Annotated in this window: 18 protein-coding genes; 3 read left to right on the top strand and 15 right to left on the bottom strand. The window is 36.9% G+C overall.

Features of this window, described 5'->3' with window-relative positions; translation table 11 throughout:
* Positions 1 to 313 precede the first annotated feature (313 nt).
* The 15 genes from dcm to rlmD all read right to left on the bottom strand — a co-directional run bounded on the left by dcm (position 314) and on the right by rlmD (position 19,998).
* Positions 314 to 1,573, bottom strand: coding sequence for a DNA (cytosine-5-)-methyltransferase (gene dcm / locus AC3E8G_RS09965; protein WP_195348390.1), 1,260 nt, complete (start codon positions 1,571 to 1,573; stop codon positions 314 to 316).
* A 48-nt stretch (positions 1,574 to 1,621) separates the two neighbouring features.
* Positions 1,622 to 2,530, bottom strand: coding sequence for a phospholipase D family protein (locus AC3E8G_RS09960; RefSeq protein ID WP_195348383.1), 909 nt, complete (start codon positions 2,528 to 2,530; stop codon positions 1,622 to 1,624).
* 2 nt (positions 2,531 to 2,532) lie between these two features.
* Positions 2,533 to 3,213 (bottom strand): DUF6339 family protein, encoded by a 681-nt coding sequence (locus AC3E8G_RS09955; RefSeq protein ID WP_195348384.1) that lies wholly within the window; start codon positions 3,211 to 3,213, stop codon positions 2,533 to 2,535.
* 3 nt (positions 3,214 to 3,216) lie between these two features.
* Complete coding sequence (locus AC3E8G_RS09950) at positions 3,217 to 4,146, bottom strand: hypothetical protein (RefSeq protein ID WP_490677639.1); 930 nt, start codon at positions 4,144 to 4,146, stop codon at positions 3,217 to 3,219.
* 14 nt (positions 4,147 to 4,160) lie between these two features.
* Positions 4,161 to 6,098, bottom strand: coding sequence for a hypothetical protein (locus AC3E8G_RS09945; RefSeq protein WP_229050207.1), 1,938 nt, complete (start codon positions 6,096 to 6,098; stop codon positions 4,161 to 4,163).
* A 13-nt stretch (positions 6,099 to 6,111) separates the two neighbouring features.
* Entirely contained in the window at positions 6,112 to 8,805 is a 2,694-nt protein-coding gene (locus tag AC3E8G_RS09940; protein WP_195348386.1) for a Z1 domain-containing protein, read from the bottom strand.
* A gap of 189 nt (positions 8,806 to 8,994) precedes the next feature.
* Complete coding sequence (locus AC3E8G_RS09935; protein ID WP_490677638.1) at positions 8,995 to 11,646, bottom strand: valine--tRNA ligase; 2,652 nt, start codon at positions 11,644 to 11,646, stop codon at positions 8,995 to 8,997.
* A 13-nt stretch (positions 11,647 to 11,659) separates the two neighbouring features.
* The gene (locus AC3E8G_RS09930) at positions 11,660 to 14,677 is read right to left on the bottom strand and encodes a DEAD/DEAH box helicase (protein WP_490677637.1); all 3,018 of its coding nucleotides are present in this window, start codon (positions 14,675 to 14,677) and stop codon (positions 11,660 to 11,662) included.
* Positions 14,678 to 14,723: 46 nt separating this feature from the next.
* Complete coding sequence (locus tag AC3E8G_RS09925) at positions 14,724 to 15,284, bottom strand: GNAT family N-acetyltransferase (RefSeq protein ID WP_490677636.1); 561 nt, start codon at positions 15,282 to 15,284, stop codon at positions 14,724 to 14,726.
* Positions 15,271 to 15,849: a flavin reductase family protein gene (locus tag AC3E8G_RS09920; RefSeq protein WP_233332075.1), complete on the bottom strand. Its 579-nt coding sequence runs from the start codon at positions 15,847 to 15,849 to the stop codon at positions 15,271 to 15,273. Before AC3E8G_RS09920 ends, AC3E8G_RS09925 begins: the two co-directional genes overlap by 14 nt.
* Positions 15,850 to 16,145: 296 nt before the next feature.
* Positions 16,146 to 16,493: a helix-hairpin-helix domain-containing protein gene (locus AC3E8G_RS09915; protein ID WP_048715836.1), complete on the bottom strand. Its 348-nt coding sequence runs from the start codon at positions 16,491 to 16,493 to the stop codon at positions 16,146 to 16,148.
* Between the two features lie 181 nt (positions 16,494 to 16,674).
* Positions 16,675 to 16,929, bottom strand: coding sequence for a DUF1912 family protein (locus AC3E8G_RS09910; RefSeq protein WP_006596820.1), 255 nt, complete (start codon positions 16,927 to 16,929; stop codon positions 16,675 to 16,677).
* A gap of 2 nt (positions 16,930 to 16,931) precedes the next feature.
* Positions 16,932 to 18,278 carry a DUF438 domain-containing protein gene (locus AC3E8G_RS09905; protein ID WP_485770550.1) on the bottom strand — a complete coding sequence of 449 codons (1,347 nt, stop codon included), beginning with the start codon at positions 18,276 to 18,278 and terminating at the stop codon, positions 16,932 to 16,934.
* Entirely contained in the window at positions 18,278 to 18,511 is a 234-nt protein-coding gene (locus AC3E8G_RS09900; RefSeq protein WP_485770552.1) for a DUF1858 domain-containing protein, read from the bottom strand. Before AC3E8G_RS09900 ends, AC3E8G_RS09905 begins: the two co-directional genes overlap by 1 nt.
* Before the next feature lie 131 nt (positions 18,512 to 18,642).
* Complete coding sequence (gene rlmD / locus AC3E8G_RS09895) at positions 18,643 to 19,998, bottom strand: 23S rRNA (uracil(1939)-C(5))-methyltransferase RlmD (protein WP_485770554.1); 1,356 nt, start codon at positions 19,996 to 19,998, stop codon at positions 18,643 to 18,645.
* A 158-nt stretch (positions 19,999 to 20,156) separates the two neighbouring features.
* Between rlmD and recX the strand changes: the two genes are divergently transcribed.
* From recX to AC3E8G_RS09880, 3 genes are all read left to right on the top strand, one after another.
* Complete coding sequence (gene recX, locus AC3E8G_RS09890) at positions 20,157 to 20,933, top strand: recombination regulator RecX (RefSeq protein WP_490677635.1); 777 nt, start codon at positions 20,157 to 20,159, stop codon at positions 20,931 to 20,933.
* An 87-nt stretch (positions 20,934 to 21,020) separates the two neighbouring features.
* Positions 21,021 to 21,554 carry a nucleoside tri-diphosphate phosphatase gene (ntdP, locus tag AC3E8G_RS09885; protein ID WP_048715843.1) on the top strand — a complete coding sequence of 178 codons (534 nt, stop codon included), beginning with the start codon at positions 21,021 to 21,023 and terminating at the stop codon, positions 21,552 to 21,554.
* 99 nt (positions 21,555 to 21,653) lie between these two features.
* Positions 21,654 to 21,971 carry a DUF960 domain-containing protein gene (locus AC3E8G_RS09880; protein WP_048690403.1) on the top strand — a complete coding sequence of 106 codons (318 nt, stop codon included), beginning with the start codon at positions 21,654 to 21,656 and terminating at the stop codon, positions 21,969 to 21,971.
* Positions 21,972 to 22,033: the final 62 nt, after the last annotated feature.

The following is a 22,033-nucleotide window of genomic DNA, read 5'->3' as shown; positions in this document are numbered from 1 at the left end:
GATAAACTAGGAGGTTCTTTTGTATTCTGTGGATGAAGAAGCTTTCGCAACCCAACCAATCGCATCTGCAGGAGGATTATCCACATCAATCCAGATAAAATCAATGCCGATTTCACCGTTTTTGAATTTGGATTAATTCTTTAATTACCCATTTAAAGTAACAATACATGAATTTAAATAACTTAACTGAGTAGCTATTGATCATCCAACTATAAAATTACAATCAAATAAAAATGAACATAATATTAAACCAAATTCTTATTTATATATAATAAAACTATATGCGTATCTGAAATAGGGTTTATTTTTAAAATTATACTTTTTCCCTACTTTCATAATTTTTCAAAAACAATACTTCTTTCCGAAGATCATCTAGTTGCTCAAAAATTTTTTCAAGAATCGGAACGACAATACTATTTCCAGCCATCTTATTCAATTTACTCATAGTTAAAAACATCGTTCCTTTCTTATTCTCAAAATTATTAGACATCAACAAATCAAATTGTTCTTCTTTAAATCCCATTAACATAAAACACTCCCTAGGAGTTAAGTTTCTATAATAAGTATTCCATTCCACCAAATAATTATTTTTATCATATTTTATAATACCGGAGTTGGGGTTTCTATCTTGCTTTGTAGTCACCGTTTTGGCATTTGACTCTATGATTTCAGTTCCAATGGCAAGTACAATATTTTCATTGTAAATTTTTTTTCTTGATTCAGTAAACCTAGGAGTACTCTCAATTGCTTCTTGTTTATATTTTGTTAAAGAATAATCCAATCTTAAAAAATCACGTAAATTTCTACACTTATCAATTTTATATGTTTGTAAGTCATTCTTACTTAAATAATCCGTTATGACTTCATTCTCTTTAGAATTTTCGGATAAGATACTAACCATAAACGTTCTTTCTCTTGATTGTGGAACTCCAAAATTTCTAGCATCTAAAGTGTAGACCTTATTTATATACCCAATATTGCATAGAAACTCTTTCCACTCATTAAAATTATCAATATGCCTTTTTGACAAAATATTACTAACATTCTCCATTAGTAGAAACCGTGGTAGTTTCTTTTGAGATGCAACATATTCTTTCAAGATTCTTTCGATTTCCCATAATAACGTTGAACGATTTTCAGCATCTCTATCTATACCACTTGTATTATTATGCCAATGTCCACTAACAGATAGATCCTGGCAAGGAAAAGAATAAGTCAAAATATCTGCATCTGGTAAGTCTTGAGCATGTATTTCCGATATATCAACTAAATTATTATTTCTTTTTATAGAAATATATATGGCTTTTAATTGAGCTACAGACATTGATTTCAAAGCCTTTAATGTTATAGGATTTTTACCATTGCTAGATAAGTTATATTTTGAAAGGATACTTATTAACGATTCTTTCGTATGGTGTCTTAAGCTTTTTATATCTTGTTTTCCATTATGTAATATATCATATGCATACATTGCATTAATATCCCATTCAGCAATTGCAACTACTTTATGTTCAATTCCTAAATTTTTTAAAGCTTGCGTTTGGCTTCCTATACCACTGAATGTCTCAATCATTTTTAACAAAATTCACAAACCTCCTATAATTTTTACTATATTTTTGATTTAAAAAGAGATAATATACTCTGTTTCATTGATCCTCTCAAATAGTAAATTCGAAGCACCTAAAGTAAGTAATCTTTGTTCTAACATATCCAAACTACATTGGAATTTTTCCATTAATATTTCTTCTAATTTTCGATTTTCGAATTGCAACTTTCCATTGAATTTACCATAAACCAGACATTGTAATTCAATATTCTCATAGAATAAGCTAATTCTCTTATTGATTGGAAACTTCGTACGTACTCTAAAGCTACTTGGAAAACAAATAATTGTTTTACCATCTTTATTATAAATTTTACAGTTAAGTGTATCTGTAACAAGGGGGACTTGAAACTTACTTAAAAAGACAGAATTACGACGAAATGATATAGTATAAGGTTTGCAGATACGACTGTACCTAACTTGATTTTCATCAGTTATTGAAATGTCATCTGTTCCAGTATAATCTTCATCACAATCTAAGAGTAATCCAACTACCTTAGGATCACTTACTTCTATTGATCTATTAAATTGATCCAAAAATAATGAATCACAAACTGAATCTACTAGTGTCATTAGCTCATTCTGCTCAAACATCCCAGAGAAAGAAAAGTTTGCTGAACCAACATATGTCTCTTTATGATTAAAATATTCAATTTCAAATAGTTTCATATGAGTATCTTTTCCAGCAACTTGATAGTACAAATTAAAACTACTTTCTTTAGAGAGTTTTAAGTATATATCATGATCATTCTTTTTAATCCCTTGTTGTGCCATACCTATATAGACATCTATAGGTATATTGGGAAATTCTTTAACAAAAAACTTTAAAAAAATTCCTGAAGTATATCCTGTTAAAATACGTATTCGTTTAATTTGATTAACGTTCTTCAAAAAAATATGTTCAAAGATATTATTTAAAATTAGCAAAACTATTGAACCTTTCTAAAAAGATATCCTACATATTTTTTAATACCGCCTGGAATAAGTTCAGGATATGTTACTGGTAAAAGTGCTGTATTTAACTTAAGAACCTTTCGAAACAAAAATCTACTAGGATCATTGATTGTAGAATATTGAAACATAATTTCTCTATATAAGGAAACGTAGTAACCAACACCTGGCCGTTCAACTAATTGCTGAATCGTATCTGTAGTATTATTTTTTAATATCTCATATGTTCTTTTCGAACTGCCATTCCAAGATAAGTGTATGTACCACCATATATTTTTTAGCCAAATTCTTCTAGAAGTTATATATCTTGTTTCATTCATTCCCCATCGGCTATGAACTATGTCTGGAATAACTCTGATTGATAAAAATCTCCAAACGTCATCATCTGACGCTACTCTATTACAAAAATTATTATTTGTCCCTAGTATTTCATATAATTTAATTGCAAACAATAAATCAAAATTATATCCCAACTTTTCAGCAGCATCTAAATGATACTCATCAAAAATGTCATCTCGAGCTTGTATTAAGAGTTTCCTAATATATTTAAATTCTGAACTCAAATTAGTTGTAATAGCAATTGGATTTATGTTATTTAATGAATTAAATTCGACAGTAGCTTTGGTAATATCATAATTAATTTGTTCCCAATTTATCATTCATTACTCCTCTGATAAAATTTGTTCTAAGGCTAGTTTTAATGAGTTTGAAATACGCACACTATCACTAGTTTCAACTTCAAAAACAGAAATCCAGTAATTAACAATTGAAAGAATAGTTCCATCAGCTGAATCCGAAATAATCTCATCATCTTCAATCTCTTTTATGACCTTGTCGATAATGAGAGACATGGCTTGAGAAACAATTTCTGACATAAGTCCTCTACTAAGAGCCGTCTTGCGTTCTTTCAATTGCTTAAATAGGCTATGGGATTTGTTAAGTAACAAATTTATATTGTCAGTAGAAAATAAATCTTCAGCGGGATTGAAATTGTTAATTTTTAATTTCCATAGAGGACCATTCTTTTCTTCAAATTCTCCAATAGGGAACATAGAACCCGCGCCATCGATAATCAAGATGAGTTCTGAAATATTCTTTTGAGAAACTCGCATACCTTGTAAATCTGCATGTGTAGGATAAGTCTCATTTAATTCTTTAACATAAAAAAATGTTTCTATATGTACTTTTCCTCTTAATTTCCCTTTTGGAAATGAATAAACTAAATCAAATGACAGAGGTATATCATTTTTACAAACTTCAGCCATTGCAATAGTTTCCTGAAACATTGAAGTTCTGGAATGAACATGCACCCCAATTCCAAGCTTGTTTTTCTCCAAAGTAACTCCGTCGGGCCCGAATAAGTATGAAGGATTCTCAATTTTTATTGTTTGCTTAATTGTTAAGTTGTCATAATCTGCTGTCCAACTGCTATCAAGGTCAGACATTATTTGAATGGTATTTGGCTCAACAGAGTTAAGAATTTCTTTTTTTTCTACATCAGTATCATAATTTAGAAAATAATCACTGATATTAAGGCCAATTTTTTCTTCTAACTCTTCATCAATTTGTTTAAATAAGTTAAAAGTATTCATATTGTTTCTCCCTTTTACTGAGTGATAATTATCGTCGGTCTATACTGATTTGAATTTTTAAGGACAATAATTTCTAGATCGGTCCTAATATCTTGATCAACAAGCGGAAGTATAACTTCTCCTTGATTTGTAAAATCATTTAAATTTTTAAAATAAGAATTATTCAAGTCTTTAACTGATATAATACTAAATGGATATGGAATATCCTCAAAGTCATCATGCCATTTATTATAATCGATATGACCGTCTTGAGTTTCAAGGAGAAGCTTGACCTTTGCTTTATGATTTCTAGGCACCCTAACCTTAACTTTCAAAATCACTTTCATTCCATCGACAATATTAACAGAATCGATGGATAAACTACATTTGAGTCCAGCATTCCTACTTTGTCGATTTCCGCTATTAATATCTAAACTTGAATTTTTACCATATCCTGTTGGAGGGAGAAGAAATTTTCCTAACACTTTTGATAGTCTACTTGTCTCAGTTCCTGTTTCTGAAAATTCATTTTCTTCAAAATCAGTAAGAATAGAATTACGAATTCCATCTTTTAATCTCTTAATAAGAGTAAACCCATTTTCATCAAGCCAATTAGCATGGTCAGCATTTTCTATACTTCGTAAATAAGACTCTAAAGTAGGAAAGTTGGGATAAAATCTAGGAGAAAGTTTTTCTTTGGAGACTGGAACAAAAATTGAAATTAACATATGTCTATCTTCAAGAATTTTGGAACTAGGTAACCAAGAATTATCTGAGTCGTATTCTACAATCATTCCAGGTTGTCTACAATACGAGAAAATCTTAGTTTCAGTTGAAGCTTCTGTCGACGGACTTTTGCCTATATATGCTAAAGGAGAAGGACAATTATTTGGAGGACCCATTTCTAAGTCTTCTTCAGAAGCTTCTATATAAGCTATGAAACCTAGAGGTTTGCTGTTATCTTCGCAAGCTTTTCTGCTAAGTTTAATGGGATGAACAACAACTTTATCAGTCACAGAATATCCTAATAATGCTGAATTATATAACTTTTGAAAAATATTAAATATAGCTTCAGATTCGACATTTATAATTTCTTCATTAACTGAACACACAAGCATATTGGACTTAAAATGACTTTTATAAGTTATATTCATTAATCTAGGAAAATACCATCTTAAAACAGACATTTTTATTGATGATTTCAAATCACTCATCCAATAATGTAACGAGCCGTGATCTTGCATATTATAAATTTCTTCTCTAAGATAAGGTATAAGAATTGTAGTTCCCGTCTCATTGGTTTGATAAGGTTTAAGATTAAATAGATTTAAAATCTCCTTTATTTTATCCGGATCTGTAACAGGAAGAATCTGATTATTAACCCCCTCTTCACCCCACCAAGCAATTCCTCTGTTTGACTTCGGTAGTAATCTTTCTTCCAATTTACTATTCTCTATTAAAGAACCTATTAATCTTTCTTCGTAAGAATTTGCTGTTTTAATTCTGGTATAATAAATAACTATTCCATTTCCTATTCTAAAAAAACTAGTCTTTCCTAATCCCCAACTTCCTCCTGCACCTTCTTTCTCCTGATTCTTACCTATTCCAAAAACCAGTTTGTGAAAGTTAGAATTTACCAAATCATCATGATAGTCTCCTGATATAGCTCCCGTCAATCCAAAAGTATTTTTATCAGATATCGCTAAAAATTTTGTTCTATTGCAGTAGTTTGATAAAAGTTCATCAGATACTCCTTCAAGATGTCTAGCTAAATTATCCGCATCAAAATCTCCAAAATGAAAATCAACTCTTGTATTTCCTACACCGTCAATTCCAGCATCTAAACTGTTCTGAATTGATTCGCGCACTATTAAATCAAGCAATGGTATGGATTTGTTTTGAAGTGATCGCAATATCGAGGCGCCATCCTGAGCCATGCTTTGAGGATCATCTGTAGCAATTTTTATTTTCAATATTTTGTCTCCCTTAATCATCAATAGATTTAATCAACGGCATCAATTGAGTTGTAATATTTTTTGTTGAAACATCAATAAAACTTGGTATCAAAATATTTATCCCAATTATATCATGACTGAAGTTTAGTTTCTCTCTTCGTTTGGATAGTTTATTTGCTGGTTCACTATCCTTATCAATTCTATAAATTACTAGTAAAGGAGTTTTCTCAAGTCCTTTAGAATTTCTCAACTCGCGAATATCATCCATTTTCACAACTTTCTTCTCATTAGGATTAAGTTCATCAATATCAGCAATCAAATCATCAGGTTGACGCAATACACCAATTGAAACAATCTCTCCTTTGCTACCGGGAACTAATTTCGTCCGTGTTACTCCCTTAGGATTATAACCATGAATATTCCAATCGCTATCAACATCTGCCAATTCAATTTTACCTTTGCTTGATAATACAATATTCCAGTCATTAATTGTATGATTATTTTCTTTCAACCATTCAATTAGATTATTTATTGTTGCCATCCGTTTATCTTCGGAAATAACCTGATATTCTTGTAAAAAATTTTCAACTTGGACTGAGTCAATATCTTTCCAAACTAGTTTAGAATCTGAAGCTGTAGACTTTTGAGGTGTTCCAAGTGAATTTAGAAATGTTTCAGTTAAACGGAAGTTATGAGCTAATTGTTCCATATCGTCTTTAAAAAAAACAGTTTGAGAATTAAAGCCAGAAAAATTAAATTCAGCTGAAATAGCAGATTGCATTTTATTAACTGAAGTAATCCTGACTAACTGATAGTCTGGAGAATTTTTTATTTTTGGAGCAACTTCTATTGGAGTAAGATTTCTTTTAGAATACTCTACTAAATTCGACCTCAATTCATAGTCTAGTTGAGATAGGAATTGAAACCGTTCATACGCGTCGTACTCCATCCATACTCTAGGGAATATTTCATACCCTTTTCTATAGCCAAACCACCGTCCCATTTGCATTAAAGTATCTGCTTGATTAGTTTTTCTTAAAAAGAACGTAGATACTAACCCTTCGATAGTTAATCCTCTAGATAGAGTATTTCCTCCTATCACAATGAAAGCAGGAGCTAGTTTAGTAGCATTTATAGAATTTGGATAAACTAATCTAATCATTTCATCAGCAGATGTCATTTTGCTATTATCAATTGCAATATGAAAACCTTCGTGATATTTAGGAACGCCTTCATCGGTTAATTGAACATGACTTAGATACTCATCATCATCCAAACGGAAAATTCTCTCAATCTGTTCTCTGATGTCTTTCCACTCAGGATAAGACGGTACATCTCCTGGGGAACTATAATTATTCATATTCTCTAAAAATTTCTCTTTACTAAAGTCTATTTTTTCATTATTATAGAGATTCTTTAGATTTTTGAAAAATTTACAAGGATTCTTTCGAACTTTTCTAATATAGTAGGCAACTACATTAGCAATCAATTCATGCTCACTAACTTTAAAAGAGGTGTGTATTAGCATACTAATCGGTTTTCTATATCCTAGATGACGCATTGCACCGGTTGAAATGATAAACCAATTAATAGCTAATTCTAAAGATTTTGGTATTTGAATCTCTTCACCTTTTCCTAGTCTTCTAATGATTTGAACATCATCATCACTAATTTCTCTAACGATATCAATTTTTTGTACTTGTTCCGGTTCTGATGTTCCAAACATTTCTTCAGGACCAATGTAGTCACTTGATTGAGGCAATACAACAATAAAATCTTTTGGATAGAGGGAATTTCCAGTAGTTTCATTTAATATATTTGCATATGGAGTTGCTGTATAAGCAATATAGTTCATTGCTTTTACATTATCTTTGTTAACCAATTTTCTAATTAGTTTGTTTATTGTTGTTGGATCTTGTTCTTCGATATTATTAGTATTAATACTTGCTTGGTCAGCTTCATCATCAATCACTAAAATCTTTAATTGTCTAGACTTGTTTTCATCTGAGTAAAGCCAACGTATTAGATTTTCAAGGCGACTTTTATTTTTTAGACATACGGTTAAATACCTATCTCTAGCATTTTCTTCCAATGAAAATGTTGATATTTTATGATCAGCGATGTTGTTTTTTAAGTTTGGTCTATCTACTAATCTCCAATTCAAATTTCTTGTATCTTTAACGTCATTATACAAGCGATTTGCAGTCTGGTTCCTCAAGTTCTCAATAGTTCCAGATAAGATAATAAAGAAATTATATCCCAAATCTGCAGCCATAGAAATAACCCCGGACATATTTGCAGTTTTTCCAGACTGTACATTTCCTAGAACCAAACCTTTCGAAATTCCACTATTCTCTTTCGAATTGCTTAAGTAGCTAAGTATTTCTACAGTAGATTTTTTAAGAGTCTCGATACTATTCAAATTCCATCCTTGCTTTTTCAGTCTAGATTCATAATTTTTCCAACTAGAACCTCTATTTGTAGGTATTCTTATTTCAGATCGATTTCTCCCTAATTTAACAATATCTATATCTTCATATAGCTTAAAAAACTCTTCTACTAATTCTTTCCATGCTTCTTGGGGGCAATCCCCTTCTTTTAAAAAATCTTTATAACGTTCAATAGGGAGATCTAGGATATCATTTTTTGAATATTCTTTGTTTTTATTATTAATCAACAATTCAATATACGATTGAACGTCTGTGTAATCTTCAAGCTTGTACATAATATTGTCCTACCTTTATAACAAAATATTATTTTCTTCATAGTTTAAAACTATAATTCCACCTAATTTATAGTTAATAATATATGATTTTCACTTATTTATTATTGTGTAATAATATCTTTCAATATAGTGAAAGTTTCTCTTCACCATTATACCAAAAAAACACGGCATTCCGCCGTGTTTCTGTGTTTATTTCACCAACTTCTTCATCTCATCAATACGAGCTACGGTCGCGTCGTATTTAGCTTGGTAGTCGGCTTGTTTGTCGCGTTCTTTTTGGACGACTTCTGGTTTTGCATTGGCTACGAAGCGTTCGTTAGAGAGCTTCTTACCGACCATATCCAGTTCTTTTTGCCATTTAGCTAGTTCCTTGTCGAGACGAGCCAATTCTTCTTTGACATTGAGGAGGTCTGCCAGCGGCAAGTAGATTTCTGCTCCTGTGATGACGCTTGACATCGCGAGTTCAGGTGCAGGGATGTTTGATGCGATCTCCAAGTGTTCTGGATTTGTGAAGCGTTTGATGTAGTTAACATTGCTGTTAAAGAAGGCTTCCAAGTCACTATCGCTAGTCTTCACAAGAATGGTGATTGGCTTACTTGGCGCAACGTTTACTTCTGCACGCGCATTACGAACAGCACGGATCAAGTCTTTGAGACTTTCTACACCAGTGTGGGCAACAAGGTCTTCAAAGGCTGGGTTAACAGTTGGGTATTCTGCTGTAACGATAGAGCCTTCTGAGATTTGTCCAAAGATTTCCTCTGTTACGAATGGCATGATTGGGTGAAGGAGACGAAGAATCTTGTCCAAAGTATAAAGGAGAACAGAACGTGTGATGCCTTTCTCTTCTTCGTTATCGCTATAAAGGACTTCCTTGGTCAACTCAACGTACCAGTCCGCAAACTCGTCCCAGATGAAGTTGTAGAGGATGTGGCCAGCCACACCAAATTCAAACTTATCAAAGTTTTCAGTGACTTTTCCGATGGTTTCATTGAGGTTGTGGAGAATCCAACGGTCAGTGACATTTCCAGCTTCCTTGTTAACAACTTTTTCCACATTGGCAGTTGCTTGCTCAAGGGTCAAACCTTCATTGTTCATGAGGATGTAGCGAGAGATGTTCCAGATCTTGTTAATGAAGTTCCATGAAGCATCCATTTTCTCGTAAGAGAAGCGCACGTCTTGCCCTGGTGCAGAACCGTTTGAAAGGAACCAACGAAGGCTATCTGTTCCGTACTTATCAATAACATCCATTGGATCAATCCCGTTACCGAGAGATTTCGACATCTTGCGTCCTTGCTCATCACGAATGAGACCATGAATCAAGGCATTTTTGAATGGCGACTTGCCAGTAAATTCCAAACCTTGGAAAATCATCCGAGACACCCAGAAAGGAATAATATCATAACCAGTCACCAAAGTTGATGTTGGATAATAACGTTTAAAGTCTTCTGAGTCGACATCCGGCCAGCCCATGGTAGAGAATGGCCAAAGGGCAGAACTGAACCACGTATCCAAGACGTCTTCGTCCTGAGTCCATCCGTCGCCTTCTGGAGCTTCTTCGCCGACGTATATTTCACCCTCAGCATTGTACCAAGCAGGGATTTGGTGACCCCACCAGAGCTGACGAGAGATGACCCAGTCGTGGACATTTTCCATCCATTGGAGGAAGGTATCGTTGAAACGAGGTGGGTAGAATTCTACCTTGTCCTCTGTATCTTGGTTGGCAATGGCGTTCTTAGCCAATTGATCCATCTTCACAAACCATTGCGTAGACAAGCGTGGCTCAACCACTACACCTGTACGCTCTGAGTGACCAACACTGTGGACACGTTTTTCGATTTTAACAAGGGCACCGATTTCTTCCAACTTAGCAACGACTGCCTTACGAGCTTCAAAACGGTCCATACCTGCAAATTCGAAGGCAAGCTCGTTCATGGTTCCGTCGTCGTTCATGACGTTAACTTGTGGCAAGTTATGGCGTTGACCAACCAAGAAGTCGTTTGGATCGTGGGCAGGCGTTATTTTAACGACACCAGTACCAAACTCAGGATCTGCGTGTTCGTCCCCAACGATTGGAATCAATTTATTAGCGATTGGAAGGACGACATTTTTACCAATCAGGTCCTTGTAGCGTGGGTCTTCTGGATTGACCGCAACGGCAACGTCCCCAAACATAGTCTCAGGACGGGTAGTCGCAACTTCAAGGGCGCGTGAACCGTCTTCTAGCATATAGTTCATGTGGTAGAAGGCACCTTCGACATCCTTATGGATAACCTCGATATCAGAAAGGGCTGTGCGAGCTGCTGGGTCCCAGTTGATGATAAACTCACCACGGTAGATCCAACCTTTCTTGTAAAGGTCCACAAAGACCTTGCGAACTGCTTTTGACAAACCTTCGTCAAGCGTGAAACGCTCGCGAGAGTAGTCAACAGAGAGTCCCATCTTGCCCCATTGTTCCTTGATAGTAGTGGCATATTCGTCTTTCCATTCCCAGACTTTCTCAAGGAATTTTTCACGACCGAGATCATAACGGCTGATGCCCTCGCCACGCAAGCGCTCCTCAACCTTAGCCTGAGTCGCAATCCCAGCATGGTCCATACCAGGAAGCCAAAGTGTATCAAAACCTTGCATGCGTTTTTGACGGATGATGATATCTTGCAAAGTAGTATCCCAAGCGTGACCGAGGTGGAGTTTCCCAGTTACGTTTGGTGGTGGAATAACGATAGAATAAGGCTTAGCCTTTTTATCGCCTGAAGGCTTGAAAACATCTTCATCAAGCCATTTTTGGTAACGACCAGCCTCAACCTCGGCTGGATTGTATTTAGGTGAAAGTTCTTTAGACATGTGTGTGTCCTTTCTAATTATTTTCTAAGCTACTTTGATAAGCATCTAAAATATTAATAGTATCTCTTATAATAGGACTATGTATAGCTTTGTAAAGGGACTTATTCCCAATAATATAAAACTCTTCTTTAGCTCTAGTCGCTGCAACGTTTAAGATATTTGGTTCAGAGACCGCCCAGCGAGCAGCTCCCTCACTCATATTATCTGCTCCAAGAACAAAATACACAATCTTATTTTCTTTTCCTTGGAAAGTGTGTACAGTCCCTACATTTACAGGTTTTCCATTTTCTCTCTTTGTAAAACCAATTTCATCCAGTTCTTTTGCTAGTTGATTTGATACATTTTTAAAAGGGGTTATTACATAAATATCATTAAATTCCTCATGTCGTTTCTTCAATTCTTCCTTCAAATAATCAGCTTGCTCAGAAACAAATTTATCCTTAGCACCCCCGATAACATCAAACCATGCGCCTACGCCTCGAGCTTCTTTCTTTCCTTGAACCATTAAGTTGTCGTAAGAAATTTTATTAGAAATACTGAACATAGGATCACTAGAACGTCGATGAACCCAAAGAGGAAGTCCTATCCATGTTCCATCTTGTTTTTTAAAGCCATATCTACTAGCAGAATCTATCAATTCCTGCGTTGATGATAGAAGATATTTAGATACTATCTTATGGTGCTGTGCTAAGAATCCTAAAATATTTTTATCTATAGTCTGTACTGGTTGTATTTGAGCAGGGTCTCCCACAGCCAAAACACGTTTACTTCTAAAAATCGCTCCCACACTAGCTTGAGGCAATGCCTGACCTGCTTCATCAATAAATACGTTACCGATACTATTTTCAGGTAAACACCAGAACATGGAATTGAAACTTGCAAAAGTTGTACTAATAACTGGAATAGTGAAATTAACCCAATCCCACGCAGCTTTATATAAATCACTAGCATTGTCTCTCATTGAATAGCGTTGGGGGTTATTCCAAATCCATAATGCTTTTTTAAAATGCTTTTTATTGTCATATAGAAATTGCTTCCTAACAGCCAGTGCTTTTATAAACAAACGACTTTGCTCTTCTCGATAGTCATCATCAAACCAAAAATTTGATACTTGGAGATTTTCATATGGGGCAGAAAAATCCAATTTTTTTACAGGAGAGGCAGCAAGTTCAGATTGTAATATTGAAATTATTTCCTGATGACGAACTAATTTATTTTCTTGTTTAGATTTCCATTCATTATACAACTGTTGTCTATGACTCAGTTGAGCTAATTCATTTTCATACTTTTTAATCTCTTTTTGCAAAACGTGGCAATATCGGCTTTCATCATGTACCTTCTTCATTTCCGCTTTTAGATTTTCATTCGCTTGATTCAAGCTCATAAAATAAGTATCTAATTTCGATGGTGTAAAAAGTCTCTTTAGCAATAGAAAGCGTGGAGTTTGTAATTTTATCAACTCAACATCTTGCGCTGCTATCTGTTTGTTAACATTTAATATAGAAATAATATGCTCATGCTTAGACAACTCCGTCTCTTTTTCCTTTTTACTATTTTCTAATTGAGTCTGTTTATCCCGTATTTTAGATAGTTCTATACATCTCTTAGCATTATCCTGCTGAAATTCAAATTCAAGTTGCTGGTACACATTTTTCAGTTCACCATGCAATCGAATCTTATCCGCTATATCTTGCATCTTTTTTCTTTTATCATTTAACTTCTGATATTGAATTTTGAACTCTTCATATAATAAGGGATTCGATTGAAATTTATCTGAATTCAACTCTTGTTCTATTGCTTCTACAACTTTTTGTAGACGGTCTCTATTCTGTTTTTTTCCACCTTCTATCGAAAATAATCCCCAATATTTTGTATTGTTAGAAACATCCTCATCTTCTAGTAGTAAATCATTACTGATTTCAGCAAAATAATCAATTTTCTCCAACTCATCTAACCAATTTGAATTCTGATAGATTTCTTTTCTTTGGGGTAATTCATTAACAATATTTTTAACAGCACCATTATTAGAACTCGCAACAACGATTCCTTTATCTGCAATCTCCTTTGGCAATTTCGCAATAAGATATGGATTGTCATGATAAACTAGATTCCCTTTTAGTTTAGGAGTCGGTAGTTCACTAATAATTCTCGCCTGTTCCGTTACCAAGTCTGCAAAAATATCTTTTAAAAGTGTCGTTTTACCAGTCCCTGGAGGACCATTGACACTTCTCATATCCTTGCCTGCATTTGAAGCTAGATTTACAGCTACTTGTTGCATCATGGAAAGAGCAAATTTAGGGTTACTAGGAAATCTTCCTAATGGATAATTTTTCGGTTCAAGAATAATTTCTAAATCATTTGGATTAAAATTGGAAGATTCTTTATTACTATCCAAATTGATCCTTTCAGAGGCAGATCCTGATAAGTACCGATTAAGATTTTCATTATTAATTAATTTTGCTAATTTCAAATCCTTTAGAAAGAATGAATGTAAGTTTATTTCGTCATCAAAATTCTTAACAAAAAGATATCTACAATCACTTGGTGAAATTTTATACTTATTCAGAAGTTCACTTAAAACTGCGTTGAACTCTCCATCAAGAAATGCCTGCCCCAACTGTTCTCGAAGTTCATTTTCTGTCTTCCAGAAATCATTCGGTAACCCTTCATCTTTACAAATTTGGCCACCCATGGTTAAAAACAATTTATCTGGTAAGAAATTCAAATCATTATCAAAATAAAGAGCAAAAGTAAATTTATAAGAAGATCTTCCCAATTCTTCCTCAGTCGCCTTTAAATTGTATTTTCCTCTTAACAATTTAATTATTTTTTGAAAAGGGAAAATTCCACAATAAACAACAACCCCAGAATTAGATTTTAATTTTTGACGATTTAAAAACTCTTTTAATATCGATTGATAGTCATTCCCTTGAAAAATCTTATACTTAGAATCACTTTTTTCAATATCCCCTTCTGACAATTGTTCCACTGTAATCCAAGCGTCTAATATTTGAATCTGACTACTTCTCATCATTTCTCCTCTTAAGGCTTATAGAAACAAGATATATCTTACTCACTTAAAAAACCTCCCACTCACTCTTCAGCAAGCCATATCTCAAATCATCACAGCGGTTGCCTTGAGCATCTTTGCGGTCTCTTATGCGAGCTTCGAGGGTAAAACCAAGTTTCTCAGCGACTCGTTGACTTTGGATATTGTAGCCAAAGCAAGACAATTCTATCTTATGAAGCCCCAGTTCTTTAAAAGCCAGATCAATCAAGGCACGCGCTGCTTCTGGCACATAGCCTCGACCCCAATAGTCTGGGTGTAAGGTATAGCCAAGTTCTAGCACATCGTCTTCGTGGCGATGGTTGAAATCAACAGAGCCGATGATGGTATCGGTCCCTTTTACAACAATTCCATAGCCTGCTGGGAGATTGTCCTTTTCATTACGCTCAGGAAGGATATGTTCTAGGTAATAGATTTCATCTTCCAAGGTCTTGACGGGTGGAAAACCTGCTGGGTAGGAGACTTCTGGAAGACTGGCGTAAGCATGGATATCCTCAGCATCCGCCACGGTACGGACTCGTAAGACTAGACGCTCGGTCTCGATTCGTTCTGGCAGTTCAGCTCTTGTCATTCTTCTTCCTCCCTTTCTTGATAAAGCTTCCCATGGGATCGACTCGGTCATCTAGATAACGGTAAACGCGCTGATGGCCGTCCCCCATAAAGTAAGTCGGCGCAAAGCGGTCATTTTTAAAATGACCCTTGTCGTCCAAGAGCTCTGTATCAGCCAGTCGATTAAGAATTTTGGCAAAGATATGACAGATGCCATCTTCCTCGATAATCCGATCCACCTGGCAATCCAATACGACTGGACAGGCCTCCAAAATCGGAGCCTGAGTCCGTTCAGAAATCTCGAAATCAAGCTCCAAGTGTTCCAATTTCTCCCGATGGCTGATAAAACCAGCCTGCTCCATCTCAAGCATGAGATTTTCGTCAGGGATGTTCACGCTGAACTGTTGATAATGCTTAATCTGGTCAGCTGCATTTTCCTCAGCACCAACTCCAATGACCAGCCAATCTCCAAGGCTATAAGAGGAGCTGCAGGTCGTGATATTGTGCCCAAAGTTCTGGTCCTGATACCCCAAGATGAAAATCGGAAAACCATAGTAGAGTTTGCTGGTTTTAAAAGATTGTTTCATGACAAGCTCCTTCAACTAGGGCTAGGGGGGTAAAAGAAAAATCGCCCCTGCCATCTACATGACAGGGACGAATATGTTTATCCGCGGTACCACCCAATTTCGGGCAACGCCCGCAACTCTCGTCTTTTAAACAAAAAGACATTTTTATTTCAATTTTTCATCCATTAGCAACTAGTTTTGACACATTTGTAGACTTCTCAGCACCGCCACTTTCTGTAAAATGTGGGACTCAAAACACCTCTAACAGCTTCATTTTATCAAGTTTTCCTGGAAATAGCAAGAAATCACAAAAGCGATTATTTAAACTTGACACCAAGTTCTTGCAATTTTTTGATGGTAGCTGGGCCGATTCCTTTAAGGGCCAACAACTCTTTCTCTGTCCAGTTTGCGAAGTCCGCAACAGAGCGAATACCTTCATCATAGAATGTTTGCGCACGATCTAGTGCTACACCTTCCAAGCTTGCAGCGAATTCTTCCACTGAAGAAGCTGCTTGTTTCACTTCTTTCGCTACTGCTTTTGCTGCTTTCTCAACTTTCTTAGGCGCTTCTTTAACAGCTGCTCCTACAGTTGCGACAGCTTTTTTCAAAAGATGTCTATTTTGATGTTTGTATTGTTTCGCACGGTTAACGTTCTTCTTTGCCATTTTTCCTCCTACGTATCCAGTGATCAATCCCTAAGGCAACAAGGTTTCATCACCAATATTACTTTCGATAATTCGTTGATGTCTGTTCAACTTTTTTATTGTAACACAATCCCTCGAAAAATCAAGTCATTGCACTATTTTCAGCCAAATCCGGCCGGTAAAAGGCCTTCACAAAGAGCTTTTAATAGGTTCTCTCTCCAAACAAGCCATCTGGAAGATCGTGGAACCCTTTCCCCTCATGGTAGTTAGCAAACTTCCCTTGAAGGAATTGATAGGCATCCAAGCGACTCTCATAGCGAATCATGGCTTCCTTGGCCCGCTCGTCCTGATCTTCTTCATAGACCTTCTTGCTTTCTGTCAGGGCCATCTCATTGATCATGACCTGGGTCTTGATCCACGCCTCAAATTCTTTCATAAATTCTTTTTCGTAGCTCATTCTTACTCCAATCCTCTATAAAATTCACTATCGATTTCCCGATAGGGTTGGATATCCTGGACATATTCCAAGACACCTTGAAAGTCTCCAGCTTCATCACGCACTGCTGCATAGGTGACATGGACAAATTTCCCACGCGATTCGGATTTGAACCACATTTCGTACTTGTCTTTTTTGCCTTCTCGAAGCCCTTGCATGATGGCTTTGACCTTCTCCAAGTATTTTGGCGGGTGACACAATTCGACATTGCGTCCTACCTGCGACGGCGTCCGTTTGAAAATCATCTCCTCAAAAGGCGCTGCATCATTGTAATATTGGAAAATATCATCCTTATTGACAAAAGTGATCTCCATCGGTAGATGGTTCAAGATCAAATTCGCTTGCTCCACCGATAAAAATCCATGGCCAAAAGCTTGTGGTTGTTGACGGTCGAAGCTCTCTTCTTTTTTCTTAGGCGTGAAGGTAATGGTCAATTGTCCCTCAGGAGTCTCAATAACCTGGCGGTGCTCGCTTCCATTTGAAGAAGGAAGGGCCTCACCTGAACCTTCTGTCTCTCTTACTCCTTCTTCCTTGAAGTCCACGCGTTTTGGCACCCATTTCTCACTCGGAATGATAATGGCATAACCATAGGCATCACTTTCTTCCGCAATGGAGAGCCAATCATCCTGACTAAAGGCCTCCAGCAAAATCATCAAGAGGATCGATTCTTCCTTGAAGATCATAGCCTCAAACTCTTGCGCAAAGGCTTCAAAGCGCTCTTTGACTTCAGAAATACCCGAATCTGGTAGTTTATTGGCCGCGTCCATCGCTTTCGCAAAGAGTTCTCGAATCTGGTCATCCACTCCCCACATGACTTTAGGGGGGGAATCATGCCCATAGCGCTCCATAATGGGAAACATCAACTCTTCCTTGCGACGGTAATGCCGATCAAATTGACCCACCAAGCCCAACTGACGCAAGAGGCCTTTGTGAATCTCCTGGATCATCTCAGGATCCTCCGTCGTCTCATAATTATCCAGCAAGCGACGGACCCGCATCATAGCGGCCCGAAGGGCTAAGTTCTCCTGTTTAAAGATCTGAACTGGATGGCCTGGATGGTCGGTATCTGCCACTTCGACCCCTTGTACAGCGTTCTTAAAGAGATTGGCATGGACATCGCACAGCTCCATGACATCCTCAAAGGTGATACCTGCATCAGAGTTCATCAGTTCATGCTCCATGAGGGAAATCTCAATCGCAGACACCCCACTAAAGGTCGCATCAAACCGTTCCTGAACCGACTCAGGAGAAGCTCCATGATGAAGGTCTAATAAGATATCTCTTAAGACATGAATTCGTTCATCACTCATTAGTCTAGCCCCACTACTTCATAGCCATTGGCCTCTAGTGTTCGTACAATCTTCTCCATAGGAGTGCCTTCTAACTTTGATCCTTGCTTCAAGGAAACCTTGCTCCCAACTGTATTGCGCATGATCGGATTGGCTAAGGGTTTAAAGCCCAACTCCACCAACAAGTCCAATACTTCCGGATGTTGATCAATGACTTGAGCAACGGGAATCGATACATCAATTTTATTATCCATCTTTCACACTCACATTCTTCTCTCATCTAAGCTCCTAGGAAACTAACGCTCCTACCGGGAGAGCTGCTTGGCCCTCTGATTGGCCTTTTCATACATGATTTGCCAAATTTCCATTGTTGATCCCTATTCGATTAAGCTTTCTTGACTAATTTCACCACAGCCTCTGTCCGAGCCGTATGGGGAAACATATCCACTGACTGGATGTAGACGACATCATACACCTTGGTCAAGTCCACAAGATCCCGCGCCAGGGTGGAAACATTGCAAGAAACATAGACCATCTTTTGAGGGGCATAGCGCAGCAAGGTGTCAATCAATTGAACACCCAGTCCTGTCCGTGGCGGGTCCACAATGACTGCATCTGCCCGATAGCCTTCCTTGTACCAACGAGGAATAATTTCCTCAGCCGTCCCAGCTTCATAGTGGGTATTAGCAAATCCCATCTGCTTAGCATTGTACTTGGCATCCTCAATCGCTTCAGGGATAATGTCCATCCCCCGGACACTCATGACCTTATCCGCAAAAGCAAAACCAATGGTCCCAACCCCGCAGTAGGCATCAATCAAATGATCCTCTGGGGATACATCTAAGGCCTTGACAGCTTCACTATAGAGGACTTCGGTCTGCTCAGGATTTAACTGATAAAAGGCCCGAGGAGACAAGGAAAATTCATAATCCAAGACCCCTTCTCGAATGGTCTCCTGTCCCCAAATAATCTGTGTTTTCTCTCCATAGATCTCGCTGGATTTTGAGGTATTCAGATTGACTGCCACCGTCACAATTTCAGGGTGTTTTGCTACTAGATCTGCCACCAAGTCTGTTAAATTAATCTGCCGACTTGTCACCACGATCATTTGGACCTGTCCAGTCTTACGAGCCCGACGAACCATGATGGTTCGAACACCCAATTGCTTCCGATCATCTGAAATCGGAATCTGGTAATAGGTCAATAACTCCGCTACATGGTTAGCGATTTCCTGAATGACCGGATCCTGGACCAGACAGTCCCTTAATTCCACCAAATAATGGGAATTTTGGGCGTACAAACCAGCCTTGACCTGCCCCTTAAATTTACGTGTCTGAAATTGAAGTTTGGCCCGATAATACTGTGGTTTTTCCATCCCAAGCGTCGGATGGATCAGATAATTTTCATACCCCTTAGGAGCATATTTTTTCAAGGCCTGCTGCAGCAAGTCCGTTTTGAACTCCAACTGCTTGCTGTACTTCAGATGCATGATCTGGCAGCCCCCACAGGTCTCATAGATATCACAGGTTGGCGTTACTCGATACTTGGAAGCCTTGTTGACAGACAAGAGCTTGGCTTCTGCAAAGTTCTTTCGAATCGCAGTAATTTGGCAAAAGACATCTTCACCCTTTAAGGCCCCAGGCACAAAGACCAAGGTCTTCTTATAAAAGCCAATCCCTTCTCCATTAATTCCCATTCGCTTGATTTTCAAAGGAATTTTTTGTTTAACTTTTAGATTCATATGTCTATTATACCATGTAGTTTCTCATTCGTTTAGAATATGATAGAATTGAAAAGAAAAACAAGGAATTACAGACCATTTCTCAATAAGAATACGAATAATATAGAGAGAAAGACTGATCATAACCCGAAATAAAACTGAAACGAAACAGGAAGCCTATGAAAATCACCAAATTAGAAAAGAAAAAACGTCTCTACCTTCTAGAGCTGGATCAAGCCGAATCCCTCTACATTACAGAAGACACCATCGTCCGCTTCATGCTTTCACGAGATAAGGAAATTAGCCAGGAAGAACTCAAGGAAATCCAAACCTTTGCTCAGCTTTCCCACGCTAAGAATTTAGCCCTTTATCACCTTTCTTTTAAAGCCCGTACAGTTCGCGAAGTTCGCGACTACTTAGCTAAGCATGAAATCGACGAATCCACTATTGAAACCGTCATAAACACCTTAAAAGAAGACAAATGGATCGATGACTTAGCCTATACTCGGGCTATCTTTCAATCCAATCACCTCTCAGGTGACAAGGGACTCTATCTCCTCAAGCAAAAGCTCATTCAAAAAGGAGTCTCTTCCCACTATATAGATCAGATCACCTCAGAATTTGATTTTTCCGAGGTAGCTCAACGAACTGCCCAAAAATTAGCCAAACAATACGCTAAAAAACTTCCACCACGAGCCTTAAAAGATAAAATCACACAAAATCTTATCAATAAAGGCTTCAGTTATGAATTAGCCAAGCAAGCCTATCACCAATTGGATATCGAGCCAGATGAAGAACAAACACTCGACCTAATTATGAAGGAACTGGAAAAACAACATCAAAAATATTCTAGAAAATACGAAGGCTACGAGCTCAAACAACGCCTCACTCAAGCACTAGCGCGCAAAGGCTACGACTACTCTGACATTTCTACAGCTCTTCGCGAATTCCTTTAAATAAAAATTCACATGAAAATCCCTTATTTTCATGAAAATATGATACAATATAGAGGATGTACTTAGATTGTAGAAAGTTGGTAAGTTATGAAACTACCTAAAGAAGGCGACTTTATTACAATTCAAAGTTATAAACATGATGGAAGTCTCCACCGAACGTGGCGGGACACCATGGTACTAAAAACTACGGAAAACGCACTGATCGGCGTCAATGATCATACTCTCGTTACAGAGAGCGATGGTAGAAGATGGATTACAAGAGAGCCAGCAATCGTCTACTTTCATAAGAAGTACTGGTTCAATATCATCGCTATGATCCGCGATAATGAAGTGTCCTACTATTGTAATCTAGCCAGTCCATTTTATATGGATCAAGAGGCACTAAAGTATATTGATTATGATCTTGATGTCAAAGTTTTTCCTGGTGGTGATAAGAAACTGCTGGACGTAGAAGAATACGAACAGCACAAACGTAAAATGAACTATTCAGATGACATTGACTTTATCCTAAAAGAAAATGTCAAAATCCTTGTAGATTGGATCAACAATCAATTAGGTCCTTTCTCTGAGGAATACATCAAAATTTGGTACAACCGTTATGTTGAACTGCGAAATAAATAAAGTTGAAAAGAGCGAAAGCTCTTTTTTTCGAACTTAATACTTGCAATATCCACTTAAAACAAGTACTATGTACTTAATAAAAAGAGGAAGGGAGATACTATGGCGTTTACAAATACTCGAGGTCGCTATGCTAGTTTTGGTGTAATGACCAGTTTACCAGATGATATTATTGATAGTTTCTGGTATGTCATTGACAACTACCTCAAACATGTCTATCCCTTAAACTCTGTTCTAAAATTTGAACTCATCAATCGAAAAGGAAAAACAACTTTACGATTCAGTCAAAAAGACTTCCCCTTAGAAATTGCAGTTGATTTCCTTATTCCCTTCGACCCCTATTATCCAAGACAAGTTAGAATTGTCGATAATAAGGGACGAGAAACCATCATGCTGATTGACGAGTACCAACTCTTATAAAAGAAAAAGGCCACTCGGCCTTTTTTCATTACAAAATAAAAAAGGTCATCTGACCTTTCTAC

This window comes from Streptococcus sp. SCPM-O-B-15294 (M123) (assembly GCF_058200455.1).
The sequence above is the reverse complement of the archived record's forward strand: the minus strand, read 5'-3'. Positions and strand labels throughout refer to the sequence as shown.